This is a genomic window from Pseudomonas sp. GD04015 (genome assembly GCF_029837675.1).
In the GTDB taxonomy this organism is placed as follows: Bacteria; Pseudomonadota; Gammaproteobacteria; order Pseudomonadales; family Pseudomonadaceae; genus Aquipseudomonas; species Aquipseudomonas paralcaligenes.
Window position 1 is genome coordinate 88259 of record NZ_JAOEEE010000010.1, and the last position, 24560, is coordinate 112818.

22 protein-coding genes and 4 tRNA genes are annotated in these 24560 nt (G+C 65.2%); 5 read left to right on the forward strand and 21 right to left on the reverse strand.

Going from position 1 to position 24560, the window contains the following annotated elements:
* The first annotated feature begins 131 nt into the window (after positions 1–131).
* The 3 genes from N7640_RS11400 (at position 132) to N7640_RS11410 (ending at position 1754) form a co-directional block, all read left to right on the forward strand.
* Complete coding sequence (locus N7640_RS11400; protein ID WP_192317070.1) at positions 132–341, forward strand: cold-shock protein; 210 nt, start codon at positions 132–134, stop codon at positions 339–341.
* Positions 342–443: 102 nt separating this feature from the next.
* A complete protein-coding gene (locus tag N7640_RS11405; protein ID WP_220815015.1) occupies positions 444–623 on the forward strand; it encodes a hypothetical protein in 180 nt (59 codons plus the stop codon).
* A gap of 120 nt (positions 624–743) precedes the next feature.
* Positions 744–1754 (forward strand): GGDEF domain-containing protein, encoded by a 1011-nt coding sequence (locus tag N7640_RS11410; RefSeq protein ID WP_279904833.1) that lies wholly within the window; start codon positions 744–746, stop codon positions 1752–1754.
* A gap of 74 nt (positions 1755–1828) precedes the next feature.
* Here N7640_RS11410 and N7640_RS11415 read toward each other — a convergent pair.
* Positions 1829–1903, reverse strand: a tRNA-Arg gene (locus N7640_RS11415).
* 423 nt (positions 1904–2326) lie between these two features.
* On the opposite strand from N7640_RS11415, the gene N7640_RS11420 reads away from it, so the two are divergent.
* Positions 2327–2644, forward strand: coding sequence for an Arc family DNA-binding protein (locus tag N7640_RS11420; RefSeq protein WP_220815017.1), 318 nt, complete (start codon positions 2327–2329; stop codon positions 2642–2644).
* Between the two features lie 70 nt (positions 2645–2714).
* Here N7640_RS11420 and mgtE read toward each other — a convergent pair whose 3' ends face one another.
* Positions 2715–4157: a magnesium transporter gene (gene mgtE, locus N7640_RS11425; protein WP_220815018.1), complete on the reverse strand. Its 1443-nt coding sequence runs from the start codon at positions 4155–4157 to the stop codon at positions 2715–2717.
* 316 nt (positions 4158–4473) lie between these two features.
* On the opposite strand from mgtE, the gene N7640_RS11430 reads away from it, so the two are divergent.
* Entirely contained in the window at positions 4474–4980 is a 507-nt protein-coding gene (locus tag N7640_RS11430) for a hypothetical protein (RefSeq protein ID WP_279904834.1), read from the forward strand.
* A gap of 38 nt (positions 4981–5018) precedes the next feature.
* Here N7640_RS11430 and N7640_RS11435 read toward each other — a convergent pair.
* The 19 genes from N7640_RS11435 to N7640_RS11525 form a co-directional block, all read right to left on the reverse strand.
* A tRNA-Arg gene (locus N7640_RS11435) sits at positions 5019–5095 on the reverse strand.
* 72 nt (positions 5096–5167) lie between these two features.
* Positions 5168–5244 (reverse strand) — tRNA-Arg (locus N7640_RS11440).
* A gap of 104 nt (positions 5245–5348) precedes the next feature.
* Positions 5349–5439 (reverse strand) — tRNA-Ser (locus N7640_RS11445).
* Between the two features lie 62 nt (positions 5440–5501).
* Positions 5502–5687: a carbon storage regulator CsrA gene (csrA, locus tag N7640_RS11450; RefSeq protein ID WP_003244478.1), complete on the reverse strand. Its 186-nt coding sequence runs from the start codon at positions 5685–5687 to the stop codon at positions 5502–5504.
* A gap of 185 nt (positions 5688–5872) precedes the next feature.
* Positions 5873–7111: an aspartate kinase gene (locus N7640_RS11455; RefSeq protein ID WP_220815020.1), complete on the reverse strand. Its 1239-nt coding sequence runs from the start codon at positions 7109–7111 to the stop codon at positions 5873–5875.
* A gap of 102 nt (positions 7112–7213) precedes the next feature.
* The gene (gene alaS, locus N7640_RS11460; RefSeq protein ID WP_279904835.1) at positions 7214–9838 is read right to left on the reverse strand and encodes an alanine--tRNA ligase; all 2625 of its coding nucleotides are present in this window, start codon (positions 9836–9838) and stop codon (positions 7214–7216) included.
* A gap of 207 nt (positions 9839–10045) precedes the next feature.
* Complete coding sequence (gene astE, locus N7640_RS11465; RefSeq protein WP_279904836.1) at positions 10046–11038, reverse strand: succinylglutamate desuccinylase; 993 nt, start codon at positions 11036–11038, stop codon at positions 10046–10048.
* 207 nt (positions 11039–11245) lie between these two features.
* Positions 11246–11533, reverse strand: a complete 288-nt coding sequence (locus N7640_RS11470) for a topoisomerase II (RefSeq protein ID WP_220815023.1) — start codon at positions 11531–11533, stop codon at positions 11246–11248.
* Between the two features lie 11 nt (positions 11534–11544).
* Positions 11545–12891 carry an N-succinylarginine dihydrolase gene (astB, locus tag N7640_RS11475; RefSeq protein WP_279904837.1) on the reverse strand — a complete coding sequence of 449 codons (1347 nt, stop codon included), beginning with the start codon at positions 12889–12891 and terminating at the stop codon, positions 11545–11547.
* The gene (astD, locus tag N7640_RS11480; protein WP_279904839.1) at positions 12891–14354 is read right to left on the reverse strand and encodes a succinylglutamate-semialdehyde dehydrogenase; all 1464 of its coding nucleotides are present in this window, start codon (positions 14352–14354) and stop codon (positions 12891–12893) included. Before astD ends, astB begins: the two co-directional genes overlap by 1 nt.
* Complete coding sequence (gene astA, locus N7640_RS11485) at positions 14351–15376, reverse strand: arginine N-succinyltransferase (RefSeq protein ID WP_279904840.1); 1026 nt, start codon at positions 15374–15376, stop codon at positions 14351–14353. Before astA ends, astD begins: the two co-directional genes overlap by 4 nt.
* A gap of 95 nt (positions 15377–15471) precedes the next feature.
* The gene (gene aruF, locus N7640_RS11490; protein ID WP_220815027.1) at positions 15472–16488 is read right to left on the reverse strand and encodes an arginine/ornithine succinyltransferase subunit alpha; all 1017 of its coding nucleotides are present in this window, start codon (positions 16486–16488) and stop codon (positions 15472–15474) included.
* Between the two features lie 178 nt (positions 16489–16666).
* A complete protein-coding gene (locus N7640_RS11495) occupies positions 16667–17887 on the reverse strand; it encodes an aspartate aminotransferase family protein (RefSeq protein ID WP_279904841.1) in 1221 nt (406 codons plus the stop codon).
* 599 nt (positions 17888–18486) lie between these two features.
* Positions 18487–19473, reverse strand: a complete 987-nt coding sequence (gene argR / locus N7640_RS11500) for a transcriptional regulator ArgR (RefSeq protein ID WP_220815029.1) — start codon at positions 19471–19473, stop codon at positions 18487–18489.
* 16 nt (positions 19474–19489) lie between these two features.
* Positions 19490–20254 (reverse strand): ABC transporter ATP-binding protein, encoded by a 765-nt coding sequence (locus N7640_RS11505; protein ID WP_220815030.1) that lies wholly within the window; start codon positions 20252–20254, stop codon positions 19490–19492.
* Positions 20255–20293: 39 nt separating this feature from the next.
* The gene (locus N7640_RS11510) at positions 20294–20992 is read right to left on the reverse strand and encodes an ABC transporter permease (protein WP_279904842.1); all 699 of its coding nucleotides are present in this window, start codon (positions 20990–20992) and stop codon (positions 20294–20296) included.
* 10 nt (positions 20993–21002) lie between these two features.
* Positions 21003–21692: an ABC transporter permease gene (locus N7640_RS11515; protein ID WP_220815032.1), complete on the reverse strand. Its 690-nt coding sequence runs from the start codon at positions 21690–21692 to the stop codon at positions 21003–21005.
* Positions 21693–21864: 172 nt separating this feature from the next.
* A complete protein-coding gene (locus N7640_RS11520) occupies positions 21865–22638 on the reverse strand; it encodes an ABC transporter substrate-binding protein (protein ID WP_279904843.1) in 774 nt (257 codons plus the stop codon).
* A 535-nt stretch (positions 22639–23173) separates the two neighbouring features.
* Complete coding sequence (locus tag N7640_RS11525) at positions 23174–24532, reverse strand: MBL fold metallo-hydrolase (RefSeq protein ID WP_279905285.1); 1359 nt, start codon at positions 24530–24532, stop codon at positions 23174–23176.
* Between the last annotated feature and the right edge of the window lie 28 nt (positions 24533–24560).

Genomic DNA, 24560 nt, shown 5'->3' on the forward strand with positions numbered 1-24560 from the left:
TGTTGCATGTGTCACCGCAAATCGACCGGTTTAGATCTCGGTCCGACCTACCTCGGTTTCTTTACTCTTTGCACTCAGTCATCGCCTGGGCTGTTCCAGCGCTATGTTCACTTTGTTCAAGGAGATATTCCATGTCCGCACGTCAAACCGGCACCGTCAAATGGTTCAACGACGAGAAGGGTTTCGGCTTCATCACTCCGGAAAGCGGCGCCGACCTGTTCGTGCACTACCGCTCCATCCAGAGCGCCGGCTTCAAGAGCCTGAAGGAAGGCCAACAGGTTTCCTTCATCGCTGTACAAGGCCAGAAAGGCATGCAGGCTGACGAGGTTCAGGTCATCTGACCCTCAGCTCTGCCGAAAAAACCGGCCCACGGGCCGGTTTTTTTATCCCTGTCACTTTTGCTATGCCTTCGTATAGCTCCGACATTCCTCGAGGGGGAAACCATGCGCGTCAAGAAAGTCCAGCAACCCAAGCCGCAACCGGCAGTGGAAACCCGCGAATCCCTCGAAGCCCAAGTAGCCGCCTTCCTCAATTCGGGTGGTGAAATCCAGCAGATCGCCAAGGGCGTCAGCGGCCAATCCTGGTCCGCCCCCAGCCGCCACATCGTCATCAGCAGGAAGTAGACCCTTCCAGTAATCGGCAGATAATGGCACTTTGCCCGAACATCCTTGCCGATACGAACAAAGCCCTGCATTCTTGGCTCATAACAATGACAACATGCCATGAGGTAGAGAGCCGCGCTGATGTTCAAGCGACTGCGCAACGACTTTCAGCTGTCCATCATCACGCTGATGGGCATCATCGGGGTGGGTGGCATCACACCCTATGCGTTCTACCGCCTGCTGCACGGCAACCTCATGGTGGGCATTGCCGACACGGTGATCGTGCTATCAACCCTGATCGCCGTCATCTACGCCTGGCGCACCGGTGATACGGAAAAGCCCGGCCTCTACCTGGCAGGAGTCTTCTCCGTCGGCGCCACGCTGATCGCCATCAACCTGGGGGTCAACGGCCTCTTCTGGATCTACCCGCTGATCCTCTTCAACTTCTTCATGGTGTCACCAGGCAAGGCGATAGCCGCCAGCCTGCTGGTGCTCGCGGGACTGGTGGGGCACGCCCTGTGGACGCCCGGCAGCGTGTTCGAAAGCCACTACCAGATGGTTTCCTTCCTGGTGACCAATGCCATGGCCGGCGTACTGACCTTCATCTTCGCCTACCGCACCCGCACCCAGCGCGAACAACTGCAACTGCTGGCCATCCAGGACCCGCTGACTGGCGCCCGCAACCGGCGAGCGATGAACGAGGAGCTGAAGATCGCGGTATCCAGCAAGCGCCGGCATGGACGCAGCTACGGGGTGTTGGTCATGGACCTGGACCACTTCAAGCAGATCAACGACCTGTATGGCCATCAGGCCGGGGACCAGGTGCTGATCGACTACGTGAAGCTGATCAAGGACTGCTCCCGCCAGGAAGACCGACTGTTCCGCTTCGGCGGCGAGGAGTTTCTCCTGCTGCTTCCGGACACCGATGCACAAGGCCTCGAGGCAGCAGCACAGAACCTGCTGAAGACCGTGCATGAAGGCCTCCGCGGCCCCGGCGGCCCGGTGACCGTCTCGATCGGAGGAGCCCTACTGAATGCCGAGGAGCCCTGGGGCCACTGGCTGCAGCGTGCAGACCAGTGCCTCTACCAGGCCAAGAAGGAAGGTCGCAACCGCGCCATCATGCACACCGCGACGACCGCCTCCATGGCCTGAAGGCGATCAAAAGAGAATTCCGGAGAAGGAGATCGGACTCGAAGATGCCGCACCGTGTCGGCACACCCGCGAAGTGGCGCCCCCTGCTGGAGTCGAACCAGCATCTAACCCTTAGGAGGGGTTTATTCTATCCATTGAACTAAGGGGACATATGCTGCCGATAGAGCCACCGACCTCAGCTATCCATTTGAATTATCTGGACAACTGCCTCGTACAGCGCGCCGTATGCTAACTGGCATCCGCATGTTTGTCATGTGATTTACACCCGCTCCACCGCACACCACGCCCATTGCCCAGCACCCACCCCAGACGCGCGCACTTGCTCAGCAGTTCGCCCTTTGTCGCGTTTTGCCTAACCGAACACATTTCTGACGGCCGGTGCTGGCAATGCGCCTTCACCCGAACCAAAATAAACGACGTATAATTGGCGCCAATTAGCAGGACAACCAGCAAATAACCCGATGCTGCCGCCTCACTGAACGAGCAACAGCTGCTGCGGTCAAACGAGCGACAGTCAGTAGCTGAATGCCAGCATCGCCCTCCTGAACTAACCGGTTTATATATACGCCCCTATGAAACAGGCCATCTATTCCAGCCGTACAGCTGACAAATTCGTAGTCCGCCTCCCTGACGGAATGCGTGAACGCATCGCCGACGTGGCGCGTAACCATCACCGCAGCATGAACTCGGAAATCATCGCCCGCCTGGAACAGAGCCTGGTTCAGGAAGGTGCGCTGGGCGACGAACTCAATCTGCGCCTGGACAGCCCCGAGCTTTCCCTGCACGAACGCGAACTGCTCCAGCGCTTTCGCCAACTCTCCCACCGACAACAGAATGCCCTCGTGGCGCTGATTGCCCACGACACGGAGCTTGCCGCCCAGGAAGCCTGAGCCTCCAGCGACGAGCAACAAAAAATGCCAGTCGGCCATGCCGACTGGCATTTTTGTTTTCGGCGCCCCGTCAGAGGAGAAACAGGGTCGCCAGGCCGAGAAAGATGAAAAAGCCGCCACTGTCAGTCATGGCGGTAATCATCACACTGGCGCCCATCGCCGGGTCCCGCCCCAGACGGATCAGCGTCATGGGAATCAGCACGCCCATGAGCGCGGCGAGCAGCAGGTTGAGCGTCATGGCACCCGTCATCACCAGCCCCAGCGACCAGCTGTCATAAAGCCAGAAGGCCACCACGCCAATCACGCCGCCCCACAGCACGCCGTTAATCAGCGCCACACCCAGCTCCTTGCGCAGCAGACGTGACGTGTTACCAGTACTGACCTGGTCCAGCGCCAGGGCGCGCACGATCATGGTGATGGTCTGGTTGCCGGAGTTACCGCCGATGCCAGCCACGATCGGCATCAACGCGGCCAGGGCCACCAACTTTTCGATCGAGCCCTCGAACAAACCGATCACCCGCGATGCCAGGAAGGCGGTGACCAGGTTGACCGCCAGCCACGCCCAGCGGTTGCCGACCGATTTCCACACCGACGCGAAGATATCCTCCTCCTCGCGCAGACCGGCCATGTTGAGCACTTCGCTTTCGCTCTCCTCACGGATCAGGTCGACCATCTCGTCGATGGTCAGACGACCGATCAGCTTGCCATCCCTTTCCACAACCGGAGCCGAGATCAGGTCGTAGCGCTCGAAGGCCTGAGCCGCATCGTGAGCATCTTCGTCCGGATGGAAGCTCACCGGATCGCTGGCCATCACCTCGCCGACCTGCTTGTCCGGGTCGTTGACCAGCAGGCGCTTGATCGGCAGCACCCCCTTGAGAATGCCGTCGTAGTCGACCACGAACAGCTTGTCGGTGTGCCCCGGCAGCTCCTTCAGGCGACGCAGGTAGCGCAGCACCACCTCGAGACTGACATCCTCGCGAATGGTCACCATCTCGAAGTCCATCAGCGCACCGACCTGGTCGTCCTCGTAGGACAAGGCCGAACGCACCCGCTCGCGCTGCTGGGCGTCCAGGGACTCCATGAGTTCGAGCACGACGTCACGCGGCAGCTCCGGCGCCAGGTCGGCCAGCTCGTCGGCATCCAGATCCCTGGCGGCGGCCAGGATCTCGTGATTGTCCATGTCCGCGATCAGCGATTCGCGAACAGCGTCGGATACCTCGAGGAGAATGTCGCCGTCGCGCTCGGCCTTGACCAGCTGCCAGACCGTCAGGCGGTCACCGAGAGGAAGGGCTTCGAGAATGTGGGCGACGTCGGCGGAGTGCAGCTCATCGAGCTTGCGCTGAAGTTCGACGAGGTTCTGCCGGTGAACCAGGCTTTCCACCAGATCCTGATGCTGACCTTCCTGGCGATGGGTCAGGCTCTCCACCAGGCGGTGGCGATGCAGCAGTTCAACCACCTGGGCGAGGCGGTCCTGCAGGCTCTCTTGCGGCTTCTTGGCTTCTACTTCAGTCATACGGCACGCTCCACCCCAGCAGCAGGGCGCGCCGCAGGGGTCAATCAGTCAAAACGCGATTGGGCGAAGAACAGTTTGAGTAACTACTGGGTAAGTCCATGGTGGCGATCCACGAGCCCCGGCGGGGCTGACGCTTCAATGATAGCACTCCCGCCCGCGCCGACGCGATAAAATCAGGGCTAGAACAAGCACTTGCGGCATCCCTCGGCTCGCTTGCCCCTGCCCTTTCCGACGCATCCATCCCATGAGAGGACACGCTGGCGCCAGGAAAAATTCCGGCTAGGCTGGAGAATGAAATCGTCATGGAGGACGAATCATGCTGCGAGTCATCCGCGCCGGAATCTGCGCATCCCTGCTCTACCCCGCCATCGGCACCCAGGCCACCACCGTGCTCCGCTGCGAGGACGCCAAGGGCCATGTCACCTATACCCTGCACGGCTGCCCGGAGAGCGCCAGCCAGGACCTACAGGAAGCCCGCAACCTAACGCCCGGCAAGGGCAAGGCCGTGCCACTGGCCAAGACCAGCAAGACTCGTAGCCAGGAGAAAGGCGAGAAGAAGGACGAATCGCAAGTCGTGGTAGTCGGCACCCGGCAGGACGGCTGCGGCAACAGGCTCAGCTCCAGCGAGCGGCGCAGCGCAGTCATTCGCCAGGAGGTGCGCGGCGGCATGAGCCGCCGGGACGTGGAAAGCGCCCTGGGCACGCCGGACAAGGTCACCAGCACCGACGGCCAGACCCGCTACCACTACGCCGACAGGCAAGGGAATCGCCGCCAGGTGACGTTCGACGAGCACGGCTGCGTGAGGGAAAAAGGCAGACACTGAAAAGCAGAAGGCCCGCATCTCTGCGGGCCTTCCAAGTATGGCGCACTCAGGAGGATTCGAACCTCCGACCGCCCGGTTCGTAGCCGGGTACTCTATCCAGCTGAGCTATGAGTGCGTGTGGCGCTTTTAGACCAGATCACCGCTGGTTGAAGCAAAATGGCTTGCATCGCTGCAAGCCATTTCAAGATGGCGCACTCAGGAGGATTCGAACCTCCGACCGCCCGGTTCGTAGCCGGGTACTCTATCCAGCTGAGCTATGAGTGCGTGGGTTGCGCATTATAAAGAGCCTCACCTTACGGTCAAGCACTTTTCCGAATAAGCTCAATGACTTACCGAACCTAGCGCAAACACAACCGGAGTTGTGAATATGGCGGAGAAGGGGGGATTCGAACCCCCGACACCCTTTTGAGGTGTACTCCCTTAGCAGGGGAGCGCCTTCGGCCACTCGGCCACCTCTCCGCAACACGGGGCGCATGATAACCATGTTTTCCCCGTTTGCAAAGACAAAATTTCGAGAAAAATTAGTGGCTTGGTTCGTCGCCCTTCTCTTTCTGGATACGCTGGTAAATCTCCTCACGGTGCACGGCGACTTCCTTCGGAGCGTTGACGCCGATGCGCACCTGGTTACCTTTCACACCCAACACGGTGACAGTGACATCATCACCCACCATCAGGGTCTCTCCGACCCGGCGAGTCAGAATCAGCATTCCTTTCTCCTTACGGATTGAATTACGGGACAACAGTCTGCAAGAAATAAAATGGTGACGGCTCCACGTATATCAAGCGCGGCGCCTTCACCCAAGTATTGACCAGCAAGAGCAAAAGAAAAGTCCCCTGCCAAACCGGCCAAAAACGAGAAAGGCGCGGATGACCGCGCCTTTCGAATAGAACATCACTCGGCCTGTCGGGCCGGGGCATCCAGCTCGAAGGCGGTGTGCAGCGCGCGCACGGCCAGTTCCAGGTATTTCTCCTCGATGACCACGGAGACCTTGATCTCGGAGGTGGAGATCATCTGGATGTTGATGGTTTCCTTGGCCAGCGCCTCGAACATGCGGCTGGCGACGCCCGCGTGGGAGCGCATGCCGACGCCGACGATGGAGACCTTGGCGATGTCGGTGTCGCCGATCACTTCACGGGCGCCCAGTTCGCGCGCGGTGTTCTCCAGCACGCCCATGGCGTTCTGGTAGTCGTTGCGGTGCACGGTGAAGGTGAAGTCGGTGGTGTTATCGTGGGCCACGTTCTGCACGATCATGTCGACTTCGATGTTGGCGGCGCTGATCGGGCCGAGGATCTTGAAGGCCACGCCGGGGATATCCGGTACGCCACGGATGGTCAGCTTGGCCTCGTCGCGATTGAAGGCGATGCCGGAGATGATCGGCTGTTCCATGGATTCCTCTTCATCAAGGGTAATGAGGGTGCCCGGACCCTCCTGGAAGCTGTGCAGCACGCGCAGCGGGACGTTGTACTTGCCGGCGAACTCCACCGAGCGGATCTGCAGCACCTTGGAGCCGAGGCTGGCCATTTCCAGCATTTCCTCGAAGGTGATCTTGTCCAGACGCTGGGCCCTGGGCACCACGCGCGGATCGGTGGTGTAGACGCCGTCGACGTCCGTGTAGATCTGGCACTCGTCGGCCTTCAGCGCCGCGGCCAGGGCCACGCCCGTGGTGTCGGAGCCACCGCGGCCGAGGGTGGTGATGTTGCCTTCCTCGTCCACGCCCTGGAAGCCGGCGACCACGACCACGCGGCCGGCCTTGAGGTCGGCGCGGATCTTCTGGTCGTCGATCTGCAGGATGCGGGCCTTGGTGTGCGCGTTGTCGGTGAGGATGCGCACCTGGTTGCCGGTGTAGGACACCGCCGGCACGCCACGCTTGATCAGGGCCATGGCCAGCAAGGCGATGGTCACCTGCTCGCCAGTGGAGACCATCACGTCCAGCTCGCGCGGGACCGGCTGACCGTCGCTGATCTGCCTGGCCAGGTCGATCAGGCGGTTGGTCTCGCCGCTCATGGCGGAGACCACCACGACGATGTCGTCGCCCTTCTCGCGGAATTTCTTCACCTTGTCGGCCACCTGCTGGATACGCTCCACGGTACCGACTGAGGTGCCCCCAAACTTCTGTACGATCAACGCCATGTCAAAAAGCCGCCTGATTCCTCGAAGGGCGCCCATTAAACCCGCATCGGGTCACACTGCCAAGGCCTGCCGGACGCACTGCGGGCCCTGGTTTCAACGTCTCTAGGCGCCTTGCTCGACGAAGGTCGCCGCCAGCGCCAGAGCCTCGTCCAGCTTGCCAGCATCCACGCCACCGCCCTGGGCCATGTCCGGGCGACCACCGCCCTTGCCGCCCACCGCCGCCGCGGCCTGGCGCATCAGGTCGCCGGCCTTGAGCTTGGCGGTCAGGTCCTGGGTGACGCCGGCGACCAGCACGACCTTGTCGTCCTGCACGCCGCCGAGCAGGATCACCGCGCTACCGAGCTTGTTCTTGAGCTGGTCGACCATGGCCAGCAGGGCCTTGCCGTCCAGGCCGTCGAGACGCGAGGCCAGCACCTTGATGCCTTTAACGTCCACGGCCGAGCCGGCCAGGTCGTTGCCGGCGGCGCTGGCCGCCTTGGCCTTGAGCTGCTCCAGTTCCTTCTCCAGCTGGCGATTACGCTCGATCAGGACGGACAGCTTGTCCAGCACGTTGTCGCGGCTGCCCTTGACCAGCGCGGCCGCTTCCTTGAGCTGCTCCTCGGCGCCGTTCAGCCAGGCCAGCGCATGGGCGCCGGTCACTGCCTCGATGCGACGCACGCCGGCGGCCACGCCGCCTTCGCTGGTGATCTTGAACAGGCCGATGTCGCCGGTGCGCGCCACGTGGGTGCCGCCGCACAGTTCGACGGAGAAGCCGCCGCCCATGCTCAGCACGCGCACCTGGTCGCCGTATTTCTCGCCGAACAGTGCCATGGCGCCCTTGGCCTTGGCGGTGTCGATGTCGGTTTCCTCGGTCTCGACCGCGGAGTTGCGGCGGATCTCGGCGTTGACGATGTCTTCCAGCTGCTTCAGCTGCTCGGGCTTGATCGCCTCGAAGTGGCTGAAGTCGAAGCGCAGGCGCTGGCTGTCGACCAGCGAGCCCTTCTGCTGCACGTGCTCGCCGAGCACCTGGCGCAGCGCGGCGTGCAGCAGGTGGGTGGCGGAGTGGTTCAGCGCGGTGGCCTGGCGCACCGAGGCGTCGACCTCGGCCTGCAGCTCGGCACCGACCTTGAGGCCGCCCTGGGCGACGATGCCGTGGTGCAGAAAGGCGCCGCCGACCTTGGTGGTGTCACGCACGTCGAAGCGCACGCCGGCTGCGGAGAGGTAGCCGCTGTCGCCGACCTGGCCGCCGGACTCGGCGTAGAACGGCGTCCGGTCGAGGACGATCACGCCCTCCTCGCCTTCGCCCAGGCTGTCGACCGAGCCGCCCGCCTTGAACAGGGCGACGACCTTGCCGCTGCCGCTGGTGCCGGCGTAGCCGAGGAAGACCGTGTCACTGTCGACCTTGACCAGGCTGTTGTAGTCCATGCCGAAGGCGCTGGCGGAGCGGGCGCGCTCGCGCTGGGCCTCCATCTCGCGCTCGAAGCCTTCCTCGTCGAGGGTCAGCTCGCGCTCGCGGGCGATGTCGCCGGTCAGGTCCACCGGGAAGCCGTAGGTATCGTACAGCTTGAACACGATATCGCCGGGAATCACGGTGCCCTGCAGGCCGGACAGGTCCTGCTCGAGGATCTTCAGGCCCTGCTCCAGGGTCTTGGCGAACTGCTCTTCCTCGGTCTTGAGCACGCGCTCGATGTGCGCCTGCTGCTGTTTCAGCTCGGGGAAGGCTTCGCCCATCTCGGCCACCAGGGCCGCGACGATCTGGTAGAAGAAGCTGCCCTTGGCGCCCAGCTTGTTACCGTGGCGGCAGGCGCGGCGGATGATGCGGCGCAACACGTAGCCACGACCTTCGTTGGACGGCGTCACGCCGTCGGCGATCAGGAAACCGCAGGAACGGATGTGGTCGGCCACCACTTTCAGCGAGGCCTGGGCCTGGTTGGCGCAGCCGATGGCCTTGGCCGCGGCGTCGAGCAGGCTCTGGAACAGATCGATCTCGTAGTTCGAGTTGACGTGCTGCAGCACGGCGCTGATGCGCTCCAGGCCCATGCCGGTGTCCACGCTCGGCGCCGGCAGCGGGTGCAGCACGCCGTCCGCGGTGCGGTTGAACTGCATGAACACGTTGTTCCAGATCTCGATGTAGCGATCACCGTCCTCATCCGGGGAGCCGGGCGGGCCGCCCCAGATGTGCTCGCCGTGGTCGAAGAAGATCTCGGTGCACGGGCCGCATGGGCCGGTGTCGCCCATCGCCCAGAAGTTGTCGGAGGCGTAGGGCGCACCCTTGTTGTCGCCGATGCGCACCATGCGCGCGGCCGGCACGCCGACTTCGTTGGTCCAGATGTCGTAGGCCTCGTCGTCGGTGGCGTAGACGGTGACCCAGAGCTTTTCCTTCGGCAGGTTCAGCCACTTGTCGCTGGTCAGGAATTCCCAGGCGTAGTGGATCGCATCGCGCTTGAAGTAGTCGCCGAAGCTGAAGTTGCCCAGCATCTCGAAGAAGGTGTGGTGGCGCGCGGTGTAGCCGACGTTTTCCAGGTCGTTATGCTTGCCGCCAGCGCGCACGCACTTCTGGCTGGTGGTGGCGCGGGTGTAGGCGCGCTTCTCCAGGCCGAGGAAGCAGTCCTTGAACTGGTTCATGCCGGCGTTGGTGAACAGCAGCGTGGGGTCGTTCGCCGGGATCAGCGAACTGGAGGCGACGCGGGTGTGCCCCTTCTCTTCGAAGAAGCGGAGGAAGGCTTCACGGATTTCTGCGCTTTTCATCTATTTCATCCAGGCAAACGGCGGCCACGGCAAAGCCGGCAAAGGGCCGCATTATATAGGCCCGGCGCGGGCTGGACAGCCCGTTTGCGGGGAATTTGGATAGAAAGCGACTATCGAGTACCGAGTTGGTCACGGGAACGAGCGGCCAAGAACACCCTCACCCTACGCGGGCCGCCCCTCCCCCTCTCCCAGGGGGAGAGGGGTGGGTCAGAGTTCGGTGGGGATGATCAGGATGCCGGCGCGCAGGCCGTTCTTGACCCTGGGGTTGGGGAAGATGATGCGCGCACCCTGCTCTTCCACCAGCCAGCGGGTGCCGGCGATGTCCTCGGCCAGCAGGAAGCCCGGCTCCAGTTCGGTGAAATTCTCGATGTCGGCCGGCAGGTGCAGCTTGAAGGCGTCGCTGTGCTTGATCACCTCACGGGACACGGCGAACAGCTGCATGTCGCCCAGCGAGTCGGTTTGCGGCTCGCAGTTCTCGATCAGTTCGCGCAGGCGCTTCTCCAGCAGGTCGAGGTTGACCAGCTGGTTCTGGCCGAACGGTCGTGCCTTGCCCAGCTCCAGGGTGAAGGCCTCGGCGCCCAGGCGCGCGTAGGTGTAGGAGCTGAAGGTGATGCCGGTCTTGCGCTGCAGCAGCACGGCGTCGATGCCGGCGGCGCTCAGTCGGGCCAGCTCGGCGCGCGAGTGCTCGCGACCCTCGACGTAGGGATAGAGGGCGAACTGCTCGATCTTCGAACCGCGGATCGCGGTGTGCAGGTCGTAGTGCAGGCGGGTGCGCCCTTCCTTGCCGAAGAAGACCGCCGCATGGCGTTCCAGCTCGTTGGCGCGCAGGGCCTCGAAGCCGCTACTCTGCTCGTGGCGACCGTCGAACAGGCGGTTGATGTCCTGCTCCACGTAGCGCTCGCCCCGGCGCATGGCCTCGGGGTTGCCGAACAGGAACAGGATGCGCGCCCTGGGCAGCAGCTGCCCGGACGCCACCGCCTGCACCAGACGGTCGAGCAGTTCGATCGGCGCCGTCTCGTTGCCGTGGATGCCGGCCGACAGCAGCAGGTCGAGGCCGCTGTCCTCGCTGGCCGGCGGGGTCACCTCCAGCGCGCCCTCGCCCAGCCAGTGCAGGCGAGCGCCCTCGCGGGTCAGCTGAATCTTCTCGGTCGGCTCGCGGCCGGCCAGGGTCAGTTCGAGCAGTTTGCCGAGGGCGAGCATATAACTACCTCAGAGCCTGTTTACGATCTCGCGAGCTAGAGCCAGGTTAGGCAAAAACAGGCGAGGAAGCGCAGTTTATAAGTGATAAATGAGCATGACTCACTGCGTTCGCCCTTCGGGCTGCGCTTTAGCGCGTTAGCAGCAAGCTGCTTTCCGAGCTGTTTTTAACGACACCTGGCCGACGCGCAGCAGATCGCAAACAGGCTCTCAGTGGTTGCAGTCGGGGCCGTGGACATGGTCTTCGTCGTCATCGCCGGCCAGGTCGGCCGGCTCCATTTCCAGCTGCAGGCCGACCAGGTTGGTGGCCTGCGGGCGCAGCAGCAGGTTGGCGTACTCGGTATCGCCTTCCTCCACGTCCACGCCGATCAGCAGTTGGTCACCGACCGCCTGAATCCACACTTCCCGGCCCTGCCAGACCACGGCGAAGCGGGTGCAGGAGGTTTCCAGCTGGGTGCCGTCGGTATCTTCGAGGATGAGTTGCAGGGCTTCGGACATGTTCAGGATTCTCAGGCGAGTTGGAAGGGGTAGACGGAGCCCAGTTTAAGGATCCGGGTCAGTTCATCCAATGCCGTGCGGCATTCGATCAGCAGTTGCGGGTCGGCCAGGTCGCTCTCGGTCAGGCGGTCGCGGTAGTGCTTGTCGACCCAGGCGTTGAGGGTGTCGAACAGCGTCGGCGTCATCACCACGCCCGGGTTGACCGCCGCCAGTTCCCGCTCGTTGAGCGCCACGCGCAGGCGCAGGCAGGCCGGGCCGCCGCCGTTCTGCATGCTCTGCTTGAGGTCGAACACCTTGACCTCGCGGATCGGGCCGTTGCCGCGGGTCAGCTCGCTCAGGTAGTTCCATACGTTGGCGTTGTTGCGGCACTCCTCCGGCACGATCAGCAGCATGCCGCCGTCTTCGCGGGTCAGCAGCTGGCTGTTGAACAGGTAGGAGCGTACCGCGTCGTCGACGCTCACGGCGTCGCGCGGCACCCTCACCGGCTGGAAGTTGCCGCCGCGGCGGGCCAGCTTGTCGCCCAGCTCGGCCAACACCTTGTCGGTGTCGAGGAAGGCATCCTGGTGATAGAACAGCACCTCGCCGTTGCCCACCGAGATCACGTCGTTGTGGAACACGCCCTGGTCGATCACGTCCGGATTCTGCTGGGCGTAGACCACGCCGTCGTCGGAAAGGCCGTGCAGGCGGGCCACCGCCTGGCAGGCTTCCAGGGTCTGCCGCGCCGGGTAGCGCTGGGGTGCCGGGAAGCGGCTGTCGAAGGCGCTGCGGCCGAACACGAAGAACTCCACGCCGGCCTCGCCGTAGCCCTTGCAGAAACGGGTGTGGTTGGCCGCGCCCTCGTCACCGAACTGGCCCACGGCCGGCAGCGCGGCGTGGTGGGCGAAGTGCTGCTCGTCATTGAACATGGCGCGCAGCACGCGGCTGGTGGTCGGGTGCTCGATGGAGCGGTGGAACTTGCAGTTGAGATTGGCGGCGGTGAAGTGCACACGGCCGTCCACGGTGTCAGCGCTGGGGCTGACGGTGCAGGAGTTGGCCGTCCACATGCTGGACGCGGAGCTGACGGCGGCCAGCAGCGGCATGGATTCCCTGGCTGCCTTGGCGATCACTTCGGCGTCGGTGCCGGTGAAACCCAGGCTGCGCAGGGCGGCGACGTCCTGGCGCTCCTGCGGGGCGAACACGCCCTGCTTGAAGCCCATGTCCATCAGCGCCTTCATCTTGCCCAGCCCCTGCCGGGCCGCTTCCTTCGGGCTGGAGACCGCCTGGCTGTTGCTCTGCGACGCCACGTTGCCGTAGGACAGGCCGCCGTAGTTGTGGGTCGGGCCGACCAGACCGTCGACGTTCATTTCATAGGCGGACATCACAGACTCACTCCCGGGGTCAGGGTGGCGGGCAGGCTCAGGGTTTCACTCTCCAGCGAGGCGACCGGGTACGCGCAGTAGTCGGCCGCATAGTAGGCGCTGGCGCGATGGTTGCCGGAGGCGCCCACGCCGCCGAACGGCGCGCTGCTGGCGGCGCCGGTCAGTTGCTTGTTCCAGTTGACGATGCCGGCGCGGCTTTCGATCAGGAACTGCTCGTAGCGCTCGGGCGAATCGGACAGCAGGCCGGCGGCCAGGCCGTACTGAGTATTGTTGGCTTCGCGGATGGCGCCCTCGAAGTCGTCGTAGCGGATCACCTGCAGCAACGGGCCGAAGAATTCCTCGTCGACGCGCTCGGCGACCTCGCTCACGTCGAGGATGCCCGCGGTCAGCAGCGCGGCGTTGGGCACCGGCTGGATCATTTCCAGCAGCACCGTGGCGCCCTTGTCGAGCAGGTGGCGCTGGGCCTTGAGCAGGTGCTCGGCGGCGGCCAGGGAGATCACCGAGCCCATGAACGGCGCCGGCTGTTCGTCGAAGGCGCCGACCTTGAGGGTCGAGGCCACCGCCACCAGGCGCGCCAGCAGGGCGTCGCCCCACTCGCCGCGCGGCACCAGCAGGCGGCGCGCGCAGGTGCAGCGCTGCCCGGCGGAGATGAAGGCGGACTGGATGATGGTGTAGACGGCGGCGTCCAGATCCTTGACCTCGTCCACCACCAGCGGGTTGTTGCCGCCCATCTCCAGCGCCAGGATCTTGTCCGGACGGCCGGCGAACTGAGCGTGCAGCAGGTTGCCGGTGCGGCTGGAGCCGGTGAAGAACAGGCCGTCGATGTCGGCATGGCCGGCCAGGGCTACGCCGGTCTCGCGGGCGCCCTGCACCAGGTTGAGTACGCCGGCCGGCAAGCCGGCCTCGACCCAGCACTTCACGGTCAGCTCGGCGACCTTGGGAGTCAGCTCACTGGGCTTGAACACTACCGCGTTGCCGGCCAGCAGTGCCGGTACGATGTGGCCGTTGGGCAAGTGGCCGGGGAAGTTGTAGGGGCCGAACACGGCGACCACGCCATGCGGCTTGTGGCGCAGAATCGCCGTCGCATCCGCCAGCGGACCACTCTTCTCACCTGTGCGCTCACGGTAGCTCTGGATGGAGATGGCGACCTTGTTGACCATGCTGGTCACCTCGGTGGCGGACTCCCACAGCGGCTTGCCGGTCTCCTCGCCGATGGCCCGGGCCAGCTCGTCGGCATGGCTCTTCAGGGTGGCGGCGAAGCGTTCGAGGATGGCGATGCGCTCGTCCAGCGGACGGCGCGCCCAGGCCGGGAAGGCGGCGCGGGTGGCGGCCACGGCGGCGGCGACCTGGGCGGCGTCGGCGCCCTGGCCGCTCCACACGGCCTGCTGGGTCACCGGATTGAGCGAGTCGAAGGCCTCGCCCTGCCCGGCCTGCCAGAGACCGGCGATGTAGTGGGTGGTCATTGCTTGCTCTCCTTGGCCGACAGCGGCACGGCGCGCACCTGGCTGCCGGCGCTCATCTGCAGGCGCTTGGCGGTCTGCGGGTCGACCACCAGGGTGCCGGAGGCCACCCGCGCCGGGGCGGCGGCGATGCGACAATCCTGGCGCTTGCGGTTGTGGATCAGGTAGGGGATGGCGTCCTCGCCCGGAGTGCCCACGGCCAGCACCAGGGTCTGGCTGTCGCGCACCGCGCGGATCTTGTCGGTCTCCACTTCGATGGCCGGGCCGGCGTCGAAGATGTCGACGTAGCCCTGGTAGCTGAAGCCCTCGCCCTTGAGCATGGCCAGCGCCGGCTCGGTGTCCGGGTGGACGCGGCCGATGACGCCGCGCGCCTCCTCGGAGAGGAAGCAGGTGTAGAGCGGGAACTTGGGCATCAGCTCGGCGATGAAGGCCTTGTTGCCGACGCCGGTGAGGTAGTCGGCCTGGCTGAATTCCATCTTGAAGAAGTGCCGGCCCAGGCTTTCCCAGAACGGCGAGCGGCCGCCGGCGTCGGACATGCCGCGCATCTCGGCGATCACCTTGTCGCCGAACAGCTCGCGGAACTCGGCGATGAACAGGAAGCGCGCCTTGGACAGCAGGCGGCCGTTGAGCCCGCTGCGGTGGTCGGCGTGGAGGAACAGCGAGCACAGCTCGGAGTTGCCGGTCAGGTCGTTGGCCAGGAACAGGGTCGGGATCTCGCGGTGGATCTTCAGTTCCTGGGAGGCGCTGACGGTGAGGCCGACCCGGTAGTTGTACCAGGGCTCGCGCAGGCCCACGGCGCCGGCCACGGCGGAGATGCCGACGACCTTGCCGTCGTCGTCCTCGAGCACGAACAGGTAGTCGGCGTCGGCCCGCTCGGCTTCGCCGTTGAAGGTCTTCTCCGCCCAACCGACCCGGTGCGCCAGACGCTCCTCGTTGGCCGGCAGGGTGGTCAGGCCGGTGCCGGTGCTGCGGGCCAGGTCGATCAGCGCCGGCAGGTCGGCGCTACGGACGGGACGAACGATCATGGATCCTCCGGATCAGCTATCAGCTTCAAGCGGCAAGCTACAAGTAGATGGGCAGACTGGCTTGCCGCTTGTGGCTTGCAGCTTGCCGCTCGGGTTTATACCGCCACCAGCCGGACGCTGGCGCCCTCGCCCACCGCCAGGACCTCGGCCGCTTCCGGGCTCAGGGTCACCGGCTTGCCGGGCACCCAGTCGAGTTCGGCGATGATGGCGCGGAAGTCCTGCAGCTGGCCGTTGCACACCAGGTACTGGCGCCCGCCCTTGCCCGGCTCGCCGATGCGCACCGGCACCACCCGGCTCTGGGCGATGGAGCGGATGCCCGAGGTGCGCGCGTGCAGGGTCGGGCCGCCGTCGAAGATGTCGATGTAGTGGTCGGTCTCGAAGCCTTCGCGCATCAGGATGTCGAAGGTCACCTGGGCGCGGCTGTAGACCTGGCCCATGGCTTCCTGGGCGCTGTCCGGCAGCAGCGGCACGTAGATCGGGTAGTGCGGCATCAACTCGGCGAGGAAGGTGCGGCTCTTCAGCCCGCACAGGCGCTCGGCGTCGGTGTAGCGCATGTCGAAGAAGTTGCGGCCGACCGCGTCCCAGAACGGCGAGTCGCCCTGCTCGTCGCTGTAGCCGACGATCTCCACCACCACCGCGTCAGCGAAGCGCTCCGGGTGGGCGGCCATGAACAGCAGGCGGCCACGGGAGTTGAGCTCGGCGAAGGGGCTGTCGACCAGGTCGCGCTGCACGTAGAAGCTGGTCAGCAGGCTGTTGCCGGTGAGGTCGTGGCACAGCGAGAGGACGTGGATCTTGTTGTGGATCTTCAGCTCGCGCGAGGCGTGCACGAAGGTCTCGTTGCGGAAGCTGTAGAAGGGTTCCGAGTAGCCCGCCGAGGCGACGATGGCCGAGCAGCCGACCAGCTTGCCGCTGGCCGCGTCCTCGAGGACGAAGAAGTAGCTCTCCTCGCCGTTGAAGCTGACTTCCGCGGCGAAGGAGGCCTCGGACGCGGCGATCTTGTCACCCAGGCGGCCGGCGTCGTCGGGCAGCGAGGTGACGCCCACCGGGCTGTCCGCGGCCAGACGCTGTACCTCGGCAAGGTCCGACATCTGCGCAGGGCGCATCACCAGCATGGCGTCACTCCTTCAGGAACCGCACTCCGCCACGGCGGAGCGTCTCTCGAATAAAAGCTCCAAAAGGCGCGCGGCCCTCTGGAGAAAAGATCGGAACGCAATCCGATCACGCATGGAACGGCTCTTCCTGAGCGCACGGCGGCGCCTCCCTGCGCCGCCGCTGCCGGTCACGGGCGGATCAGCCCTGGACCAGCTTGGCCACGGCCCGCTCGAAGCGGTCCAGGCCTTCGTCGATGTCAGCGTCTTCGACCACCAGGCTGGGGGCGAAGCGCACGGTGTCCGGGCCGGCCTGCAGCACCATCACGCCCTCGGCGGTGGCGGCGTCCAGCACGCTCTTGGCCTTGCCCTTCCAGGCGTCGGTCAGGGCGCAGCCGAGCAGCAGGCCGAGGCCGCGGATCTCGCTGAACAGGCCGTACTGCTCGCCGATCGCCTGCAGGCGCTGCTTGAAGCGCGCGTGCTTGGCCTTGACGCCGTTCAGCACTTCCGGGGTGTTGACGATGTCCAGCACCGCCTCGGCCACCGCGCAGGCCAGCGGGTTGCCGCCGTAGGTGGTGCCGTGGGTGCCGACGGCCAGGTGCTTGGCCAGGTCGGTGGTGGTCAGCATGGCGCCGATGGGGAAACCGCCGCCCAAGCTCTTGGCGCTGGAGAGGATGTCCGGGGTGACGCCGTAGTGCATGTAGGCGAACAGCTCGCCGGTGCGGCCCATGCCGCTCTGCACTTCGTCGAAGATCAGCAGCGCGTTGTGCTGGTCGCACAGCTGGCGGGCGCCTTCCAGGTAGGCCCGGTCGGCCGGCAGCACGCCGCCTTCGCCCTGGATCGGCTCGATCACCACGGCGCAGGTCTTGTCGGAGATGGCCGCCTTCAGAGCGTCCAGGTCGTTGTACGGGATGTGGCTGATGCCTTCGATCTTCGGCCCGAAGCCGTCGGAATACTTGGGCTGACCACCGACGCTGACGGTGAACAGGGTGCGACCGTGGAAGCTGTTGAGCGCAGCGATGATCTCGTACTTCTCCGGACCGAAGCGATCATGGGCGACGCGGCGGGCCAGCTTGAACGCGGCCTCGTTGGCCTCAGCGCCGGAGTTGCAGAAGAACACGCGCTCGGCGAAGGTGGCGTCCACCAGCTTGTGGGCCAGGCGCAGGGTCGGCTCGTTGGTGAACACGTTGGAGATGTGCCACAGGGTATTCGCCTGCTCGGTCAGCGCCTTGACCAGCGCCGGGTGGCAGTGGCCGAGGGAGTTGACGGCGATGCCGCCGGCGAAGTCGATCAGCTCGCGACCGCTCTGGTCCCAGACTCGCGAGCCCTGGCCGCGCACCGGAATGAAGGCGGCTGGAGCATAGTTGGGCACCAGGTACTGGTCGAAATCGGCGCGTTGCACCGGCTCGTGCTGAACGGACATCGGGGCTCTCCTGAAGAAGGCACACAGGTGATGAAAGGATTGTAGGGACTGCCCACGGGCCCGCATTGTCGCCATGCGACAACTTCTTACAGCGGCCACCCGTGATTTTCCGGGGCTTTCGGCAATGCGACAGAAAGGTCCGGAATTGCGCAGTTTAAACGCAGAGGGGCTGGGGCGGGGTAATTCGCTTAACAGCCTGAGCTCGGCGCTTTCCTCGGCCAGGGCTACAGATTTCGCCGCGCAGCGCGGGTCACTTGCCCTTGTGACCGGGAGAAAGTGACCAGAGAGAAGACCACTTCGACATACAGCCTCCTGACGAGGACTCGGGCTACGAGTTGCCTGAAAGCTCTGGCGGAGTTGAATGAAAGCAACGCTTTCATGTAGCCCGGATGCAATCCGGGGTGGGTCGGCGCCTTTTCCCGGATTTCATCCGGGCTACGGGTAGGGTGCGCCGTGCGCACCGATGGCTCGGAGGCGGTGCGCACGGCGCACCCTACGTCAGCGGCACCACAGCCTCTTCAGGAGGGAGCGAAACCAAGGGCCAGAGGTGGGGCAAGTGTTTCTGACTGCTTTTGCACGAAGCTCCGAAAACGAGCCGACTATCCCCGCTCAACCGCCGCCGGCGCGATCTCGAACGGACTGGCACTGCGTCGCTGGTTGCGATCTTCCCGCGGCGTGGCGCCGAAGAAGTTGCGGTAGGCGCTGGAGAAGTGCGGCCCGGAAGAGAACCCGCACGACAGGCCGATCTGGATGATCGACTTGCTGGTCTGCATCAGCAGCTGGCGCGCCTTGTTCAGGCGCAGCTCCAGGTAGTACTGGCTGGGCACGCGGTTGAGGTACTGCTTGAAGATGCGCTCCAGCTGGCGCCGCGACACACAGACGTGCTGGGCGATCTCGTCGGTGGTCAGCGGCTCCTCGATGTTGGCCTCCATCAGCAGCACCGCCTGGGTCAGCTTGGGATGGCTGGAGCCGATGCGGTTCTGCAGCGGAATGCGCTGGCGCTCGCCGCCCTCGCGGATGCGCTCGACCACCAGCTCCTCGCTCACCGCGCCAGCCAACTCGGCGCCGTGGTCGCGGGCCAGCACGGCCAGCAGCAGGTCGAGCACGGCCAGGCCGCCGCAGGCGGTCAGGCGGTCGCGGTCCCAGTCGAACAGGTGGCTGGTGGCGATGACCTTGGGGAAGCGCTCGGTGAAATCGTCCTGCCAGCGCCAGTGCACGGCGGCGCGGTAGCCGTCGAGCAGGCCGAGCTGGGCCAGCGGGTAGACGCCGGCGGACAGGCCGCCGATGGCGAGGCCGCCACGGGCCAGTTGCTTGAGCGCCGAGGCCAGCCCCGGAGCGACCTGGGCCGGCGGCTCGTCGGCCAGCAGGAACAGCTTGTGGCAGCCCTCCAGCCGCCCGGCCCAGGGTTCGCCGGGCATCTGCCAGGCGCCTTGGACCGGCGCTTCGGCCTGCAGGAAGCGCAGTTCGTAGACGACCTCCGGGTGGACGCGCTGCGCCACGCGCAGGGCTTCTTCGGCCAGGGCCAGGGTCATGGGCCTGGTTTCCGGCCAGATGAGGAAACCGATGCAGTGGGCAGTGGACGTCATGGGAGGAGTCTAGTGCCTACTTCAGGCTGCCGGAAAGGAACTGCTTGAGGCGCTCGGACTGCGGGTTGGCCAGCACCTCCTTCGGGCAGCCGGTTTCTTCCACCAGGCCCTTGTGCAGGAAGATCAGCTGGTTGGAGACCTCGCGGGCGAAGCCCATCTCGTGGGTCACCACGACCATGGTGCGGCCCTCCACGGCCAGGTCCTTCATCACCTTGAGCACTTCGCCGACCAGCTCGGGGTCGAGCGCCGAGGTCGGCTCGTCGAACAGCATGACTTCCGGCTCCATCGCCAGGGCACGGGCGATGGCCACGCGCTGCTGCTCGCCGCCGGACATGTGCGCCGGATAGGCACCCTTGCGGTGCGCCACGCCGACCTTGGCCAGGTAGTGCTCGGCCTTCTCGATGGCCTCTTTCTTCGGCACGCCGAGCACGTGCACCGGCGCCTCGATGACATTGTCCAGGGCGCTCATGTGCGACCACAGGTTGAAGTGCTGGAACACCATGGACAGGCGCGAGCGCATGCGCTGCAGCTGCTTGGCGTCGGCGGCCTTGAGCGCGCCTTCCTTGTTCTTCACCAGCTTGAGTTCTTCGCCGTTGAGCAGGATCTTGCCGGCGTGGGGCTGCTCCAGCATGTTGATGCAGCGCAGGAAGGTGCTCTTGCCCGAGCCGCTGGAGCCGATGATGCTGATCACGTCGCCGGCCTTGGCCGCCAGCGACACGCCTTTCAGCACTTCGTGGTCGCCGTAGCGCTTGTGCAGATCCTGGATTTCGAGTTTGTACATGGTCTCGGCTCTCGATATCGAATACGGGGGACGCGCGGCTCAGGCCTTGCGCGGCGCGAGGTAGACCAGCCAGCGGCGCTCGGCCAGCTTGAACAGGCGCACCAGGATGAAGGTCAGGCAGAGGTAGAAGACGCCGGCGGTGATGTAGGCCTCGAACGGCAGGTAGTACTGCGAGCTGACGGTCTTGGCGGCGCCGGTGATGTCGATCAGGGTCACCACCGAGGCCAGGCTGGTGGTGTGCAGCATCATGATCACCTCGTTGCTGTACTGCGGCAGCGCGCGGCGCAGGGCGGACGGCAGGAGGATGCGGCGGTACAGCTTGGCGCGCGACATGCCCATGGCCTTGGCCGCCTCGATCTCGCCGTGGGGCGTGGCCTTGAGGCTGCCGGCGAGGATTTCCGCGCTGTAGGCGCTGGTGTTGATGGCGAAGGCCAGGCAGGCGCAGAAGGTGGCGTTGGACAGGTACGGCCACATGAAGCTCTCGCGCACCGCCTCGAACTGGGCCAGGCCGTAGTACAGCAGGTACAGCTGCACCAGCATCGGCGTGCCGCGGATGACGTAGGTGTAGAGCCAGGCCGGGAAGTTGATCGCCGGCTGCCTGGACACCCGCATCAGCGCCAGCGGCACGGCCAGCGCCAGGCCGAACGCCAGGGCGACCGCCAGCAGCTTGAGGGTGACCAGCACACCGCCGAAGTACAGCGGCAGGCTGTCGAGTACCACGTTGTAGTCGAAAAGCATGGCAACTCCCTCAGATTTCGGCGGCTTTCACGCCGACCGAATAGCGACGTTCGAGGTAGCGCAGCACCAGCAGCGACACGCTGGTCATGACCAGGTAGATGGCCGCCGCCAGCAGGATGTAGGTGAAGGGCTCGCGGGTCGCGTCGCCGGCGCTCTTGGCGCGGGCCATCATGTCCTGCAGGCCGACCAGGGAGATCAGCGCGGTGGCCTTGACCAGCACCAGCCAGTTGTTGGTCACGCCGGGGATCGCCAGGCGGATCATCTGCGGCACCAGGATGCGCAGGAACACCCGCAGCGAACTCATGCCGTAGGCCATGCCGGCCTCGCCCTGGCCTTTCGGGATCGCCATGAAGGCGCCACGGAAGGTCTCGGACAGGTAGGCGCCGTAGATGAAGCCCAGGGTGCCGACACCGGCGACGAAGGGGTTGATGTCGATGTAGTCGTCGAAGCCGACCAGCGGCGCGAGGCGGTTCACCAGGTCCTGGCCGCCGTAGAAGATCAGCAGGATCAGCACCAGATCGGGAATGCCGCGGATCACGGTGGCGTAGGTCTCGCCCATCAGGGCCAGCCATTTCACGGGGGACAGGCGGAACGCCGCGCCGATCAGGCCGAGCGTGACGGCCACCGCCATCGACAGCAGGGCCAGCTGCACGGTGAGCCAGGCGCCCTCGAGAATGGTCGAGCCGTAGCCGTTGAACATGAAATCTATCCTCTGCAGACAGCAGGAGCGCTCCTGCTCGGAGCGAGGGCGGAGGCGACTGTTCGTCGCTGACGCGGCGCCCTCCCGGCAAGCGTAGCCCGGATGGTGTCCGGGCTAACGGGACGCCGCTCCCACGGATGGGAGAGGCGCCCGCCGGGAAGGTTGAGCGGCGTTACTCGCCGTAGACGTTGAACTGGAAGTACTTGTCCTGCACTTCCTGGTACTTGCCGTTGGCGCGGATCGCCAGGATGGCGGCGCTGATCTTGTCGGCCAGGGCCTTGTCGCCCTTGCGCACGGCGATGCCCTGGCCTTCGCCGAAGTATTTCTCGTCGGTGAAGTCCGGGCCCACCAGGGCGAAGCCCTTGCCGGCGTCGGTCTTGAGGAAGCCGTCGTCGATGTTGACCACGTCGGCCAGGGTGGCGTCCAGGCGACCGGAGGCCAGGTCGAGGAAGATTTCGTTCTGCGAGCTGTAGCGCACGATCTCGGCGCCGGCCGGGGCGAAGACGTCGCTGGCGTAGCGGTCGTAGATGGAGGAGCGCTGCACGCCGATCTTCTTGCCCTTGAGGCCGGCCACGTCGGTGTACTCGCTGCCGGCCTTCATCGCCAGGCGCGCCGGGGTGGCGTAGTACTTGCCGGTGAAGTCGACGGAGCGCTTGCGCTCCTCGGTGATGGACATGGACGACAGGATGGCGTCGAACTTGCGCACCTTCAGCGCCGGGATCAGGCCGTCGAACTCCTGCTCGATCCACTTGCACTCGACCTTCATCTCGGCGCACAGGGCGTTGCCGATGTCGTAGTCGAAGCCGGTGATCTTGCCGTCCGGGGTCTTGTAGGCGAAGGGCGGGTAGGCCGCCTCGATGCCGATGCGCAGGGGTTTCTCATCTGCCTGAACCAGCGCACTGAAAGCGGTCAGCGCCAGCGCGCCGAGAAGTACGATCTTCTTCATCTTGTGCTCCTTCGAATGGGGTACCGCATGGGCAGAATGAATTCGCCATGGCCGTGGGTGAATTGTAGAAAGTGTCCCCGTCTTTGCCGGCATGGATGCCCGGCGAGAGGGTTTGGCCAAGTGGGCGGCATTCTATCGACCAGGGGTAGGTCGATATTTCTTCAAAGCGACAACAAATTACAGAAGCCCAGGACAGGCGCGGCGCGCATATTGACAGGCCATCCAAAAGATGACCAGCGAGACAGAAACTCAAACCCTTGAAAGCAGCAATAAGCGGGCCAGCATTCTCTACTTCCCTCCTGCCACCGGGTTTCAGCCGCTCTCGCCGTCCCGGCCACGCACCACGAATGGGCGAGGTGTTTCTCCTCCACCCCGAAAGTGGGCAGGTTTGTTACCGGCGCCCACTCCACCTGGTGGAAGCAATCCAGGGAACAATCTTTGTGGGAGCGACCTTGGTCGCGATGAGTGCCCGCGCAAAACCATCGCGACCAAGGTCGCTCCCACACCTGCTTCTCCCTGGCTCTCAACCCTCTGCTTACAACTCGAACGCCTGGTTCTGCAGCGGCACGCAGGCGCTCCAGCCCAGCTCGCGCTGGATGCGCTCGCGCAGCGCCTCCGAGGCATCGGCCTCGCCGTGCACGATGAAGACCTTGCGCGGCGCGCGGCGGAAGCCGGACAGCCAGCGCATCAGCTCGTCGCTGTCGGCGTGGGCCGACATCATCGGCAGTTCGGCGATTTCCGCGTTCACCGGTAGCCACTGGCCGTACACCTTGGTCTCTCGCGCACCTTCCAGCAGCTTGCGGCCGCGCGTGCCGGCGGCCTGGTAGCCGGAGAACAGCAGGGTGTTGCGGTGGTCCGGGGCGAAGGCGGCGATGTGGTGCAGCACCCGCCCGCCGGTGGCCATGCCGCTGGCCGAGATGATCACCTTCGGGTAGCGGTTGGCCGACAGGGCCTTGGATTCCTCCACGTCGCGCACGTAGGTGACCGAGTCGCAGGCGGCCTCGTATTCCTGCGCCGACAGGCGGTGGTCCTTCGGGTACCGGTGCAGCAGCTCGCTGGCGCTGGTCGCCATCGGGCTGTCGAGGTAGACCGGCAGGTTGTGCAGGCGACCGCTGCGGCGCAGTTGCCAGAGGCTGTGGATCAGCGACTGGGCGCGGCCGACGGCGAACGCGGGAATCACCACGGTGCCGCCGCGCTGAGCGGTGCGCTTGATCACCTCCTCCAGGGCGTCGAGCGGGTCGGCGGGGTCGTGGTGGCGGTTGCCGTAGGTGGACTCGATCACCACGTAGTCGGCCTCCGGCACGTCCTCGGGGTCGAGCATCACCGGATCGTCGTAGCGGCCCAGGTCGCCGGAGAACACCACGCGCCGGCCGCCGATGTCGATCTGCGCGGTGGCCGCGCCGAGGATGTGGCCGGCGCGGCGCAGCAGCAGGCGCGCGTCGCCGGGCAGCTCGACCTCTTGGTGCAGCGGCGCCGGCTTGAACAGCTTGAGGGTGCGCTCGGCGTCGGCGACGCAGTACAGCGGCAGCGCCGGCTTGTGCTTGGAGAAGCCCTTGCGGTTGGCCAGCTCGGCGTCCTTCTCCTGCAGGAAGGCGCTGTCGCGCAGGATCAGCTCGGCCACGTCGCGAGTGGCCGGCGTCGAATGGATGCGCCCGGAAAAGCCGTCGAGCATCAGCCGCGGCAGGTAGCCGCAATGGTCCAGGTGGGCATGGGTCAGCACCACCGCGTCGATGTCGCCGGCGTTCACCGGCAGGCGCTGCCAGTTCAGCTCGCGCAGGTTCTTCAGGCCCTGGAACAGGCCGCAGTCGACGAGCAGGCGGGTGTCGCCGTGGGTGAGCAGGTGCTTGGAACCGGTGACGGTGCCGGCGCCGCCGAGGCTAGTGAGTGTGAGCATGGGTCGGTTTCCTCAATCGATGCCAGCC

Bases quoted from the DNA above. Each gene is read 5' to 3' on its own strand.
- N7640_RS11400 (WP_192317070.1), top strand. From the start codon at position 132: ATGTCCGCACGTCAAACCGGCACCGTCAAATGGTTCAACGACGAGAAG.
- N7640_RS11405 (WP_220815015.1), top strand. From the start codon at position 444: ATGCGCGTCAAGAAAGTCCAGCAACCCAAGCCGCAACCGGCAGTGGAA.
- N7640_RS11410 (WP_279904833.1), top strand. From the start codon at position 744: ATGTTCAAGCGACTGCGCAACGACTTTCAGCTGTCCATCATCACGCTG.
- N7640_RS11420 (WP_220815017.1), top strand. From the start codon at position 2,327: ATGAAACAGGCCATCTATTCCAGCCGTACAGCTGACAAATTCGTAGTC.
- mgtE (WP_220815018.1), bottom strand. From the start codon at position 4,157: ATGACTGAAGTAGAAGCCAAGAAGCCGCAAGAGAGCCTGCAGGACCGC.
- N7640_RS11430 (WP_279904834.1), top strand. From the start codon at position 4,474: ATGCTGCGAGTCATCCGCGCCGGAATCTGCGCATCCCTGCTCTACCCC.
- csrA (WP_003244478.1), bottom strand. From the start codon at position 5,687: ATGCTGATTCTGACTCGCCGGGTCGGAGAGACCCTGATGGTGGGTGAT.
- N7640_RS11455 (WP_220815020.1), bottom strand. From the start codon at position 7,111: ATGGCGTTGATCGTACAGAAGTTTGGGGGCACCTCAGTCGGTACCGTG.
- alaS (WP_279904835.1), bottom strand. From the start codon at position 9,838: ATGAAAAGCGCAGAAATCCGTGAAGCCTTCCTCCGCTTCTTCGAAGAG.
- astE (WP_279904836.1), bottom strand. From the start codon at position 11,038: ATGCTCGCCCTCGGCAAACTGCTCGAACTGACCCTGGCCGGCCGCGAG.
- N7640_RS11470 (WP_220815023.1), bottom strand. From the start codon at position 11,533: ATGTCCGAAGCCCTGCAACTCATCCTCGAAGATACCGACGGCACCCAG.
- astB (WP_279904837.1), bottom strand. From the start codon at position 12,891: ATGTCCGCCTATGAAATGAACGTCGACGGTCTGGTCGGCCCGACCCAC.
- astD (WP_279904839.1), bottom strand. From the start codon at position 14,354: ATGACCACCCACTACATCGCCGGTCTCTGGCAGGCCGGGCAGGGCGAG.
- astA (WP_279904840.1), bottom strand. From the start codon at position 15,376: ATGATCGTTCGTCCCGTCCGTAGCGCCGACCTGCCGGCGCTGATCGAC.
- aruF (WP_220815027.1), bottom strand. From the start codon at position 16,488: ATGCTGGTGATGCGCCCTGCGCAGATGTCGGACCTTGCCGAGGTACAG.
- N7640_RS11495 (WP_279904841.1), bottom strand. From the start codon at position 17,887: ATGTCCGTTCAGCACGAGCCGGTGCAACGCGCCGATTTCGACCAGTAC.
- argR (WP_220815029.1), bottom strand. From the start codon at position 19,473: ATGACGTCCACTGCCCACTGCATCGGTTTCCTCATCTGGCCGGAAACC.
- N7640_RS11505 (WP_220815030.1), bottom strand. From the start codon at position 20,254: ATGTACAAACTCGAAATCCAGGATCTGCACAAGCGCTACGGCGACCAC.
- N7640_RS11510 (WP_279904842.1), bottom strand. From the start codon at position 20,992: ATGCTTTTCGACTACAACGTGGTACTCGACAGCCTGCCGCTGTACTTC.
- N7640_RS11515 (WP_220815032.1), bottom strand. From the start codon at position 21,692: ATGTTCAACGGCTACGGCTCGACCATTCTCGAGGGCGCCTGGCTCACC.
- N7640_RS11520 (WP_279904843.1), bottom strand. From the start codon at position 22,638: ATGAAGAAGATCGTACTTCTCGGCGCGCTGGCGCTGACCGCTTTCAGT.
- N7640_RS11525 (WP_279905285.1), bottom strand. From the start codon at position 24,532: ATGCTCACACTCACTAGCCTCGGCGGCGCCGGCACCGTCACCGGTTCC.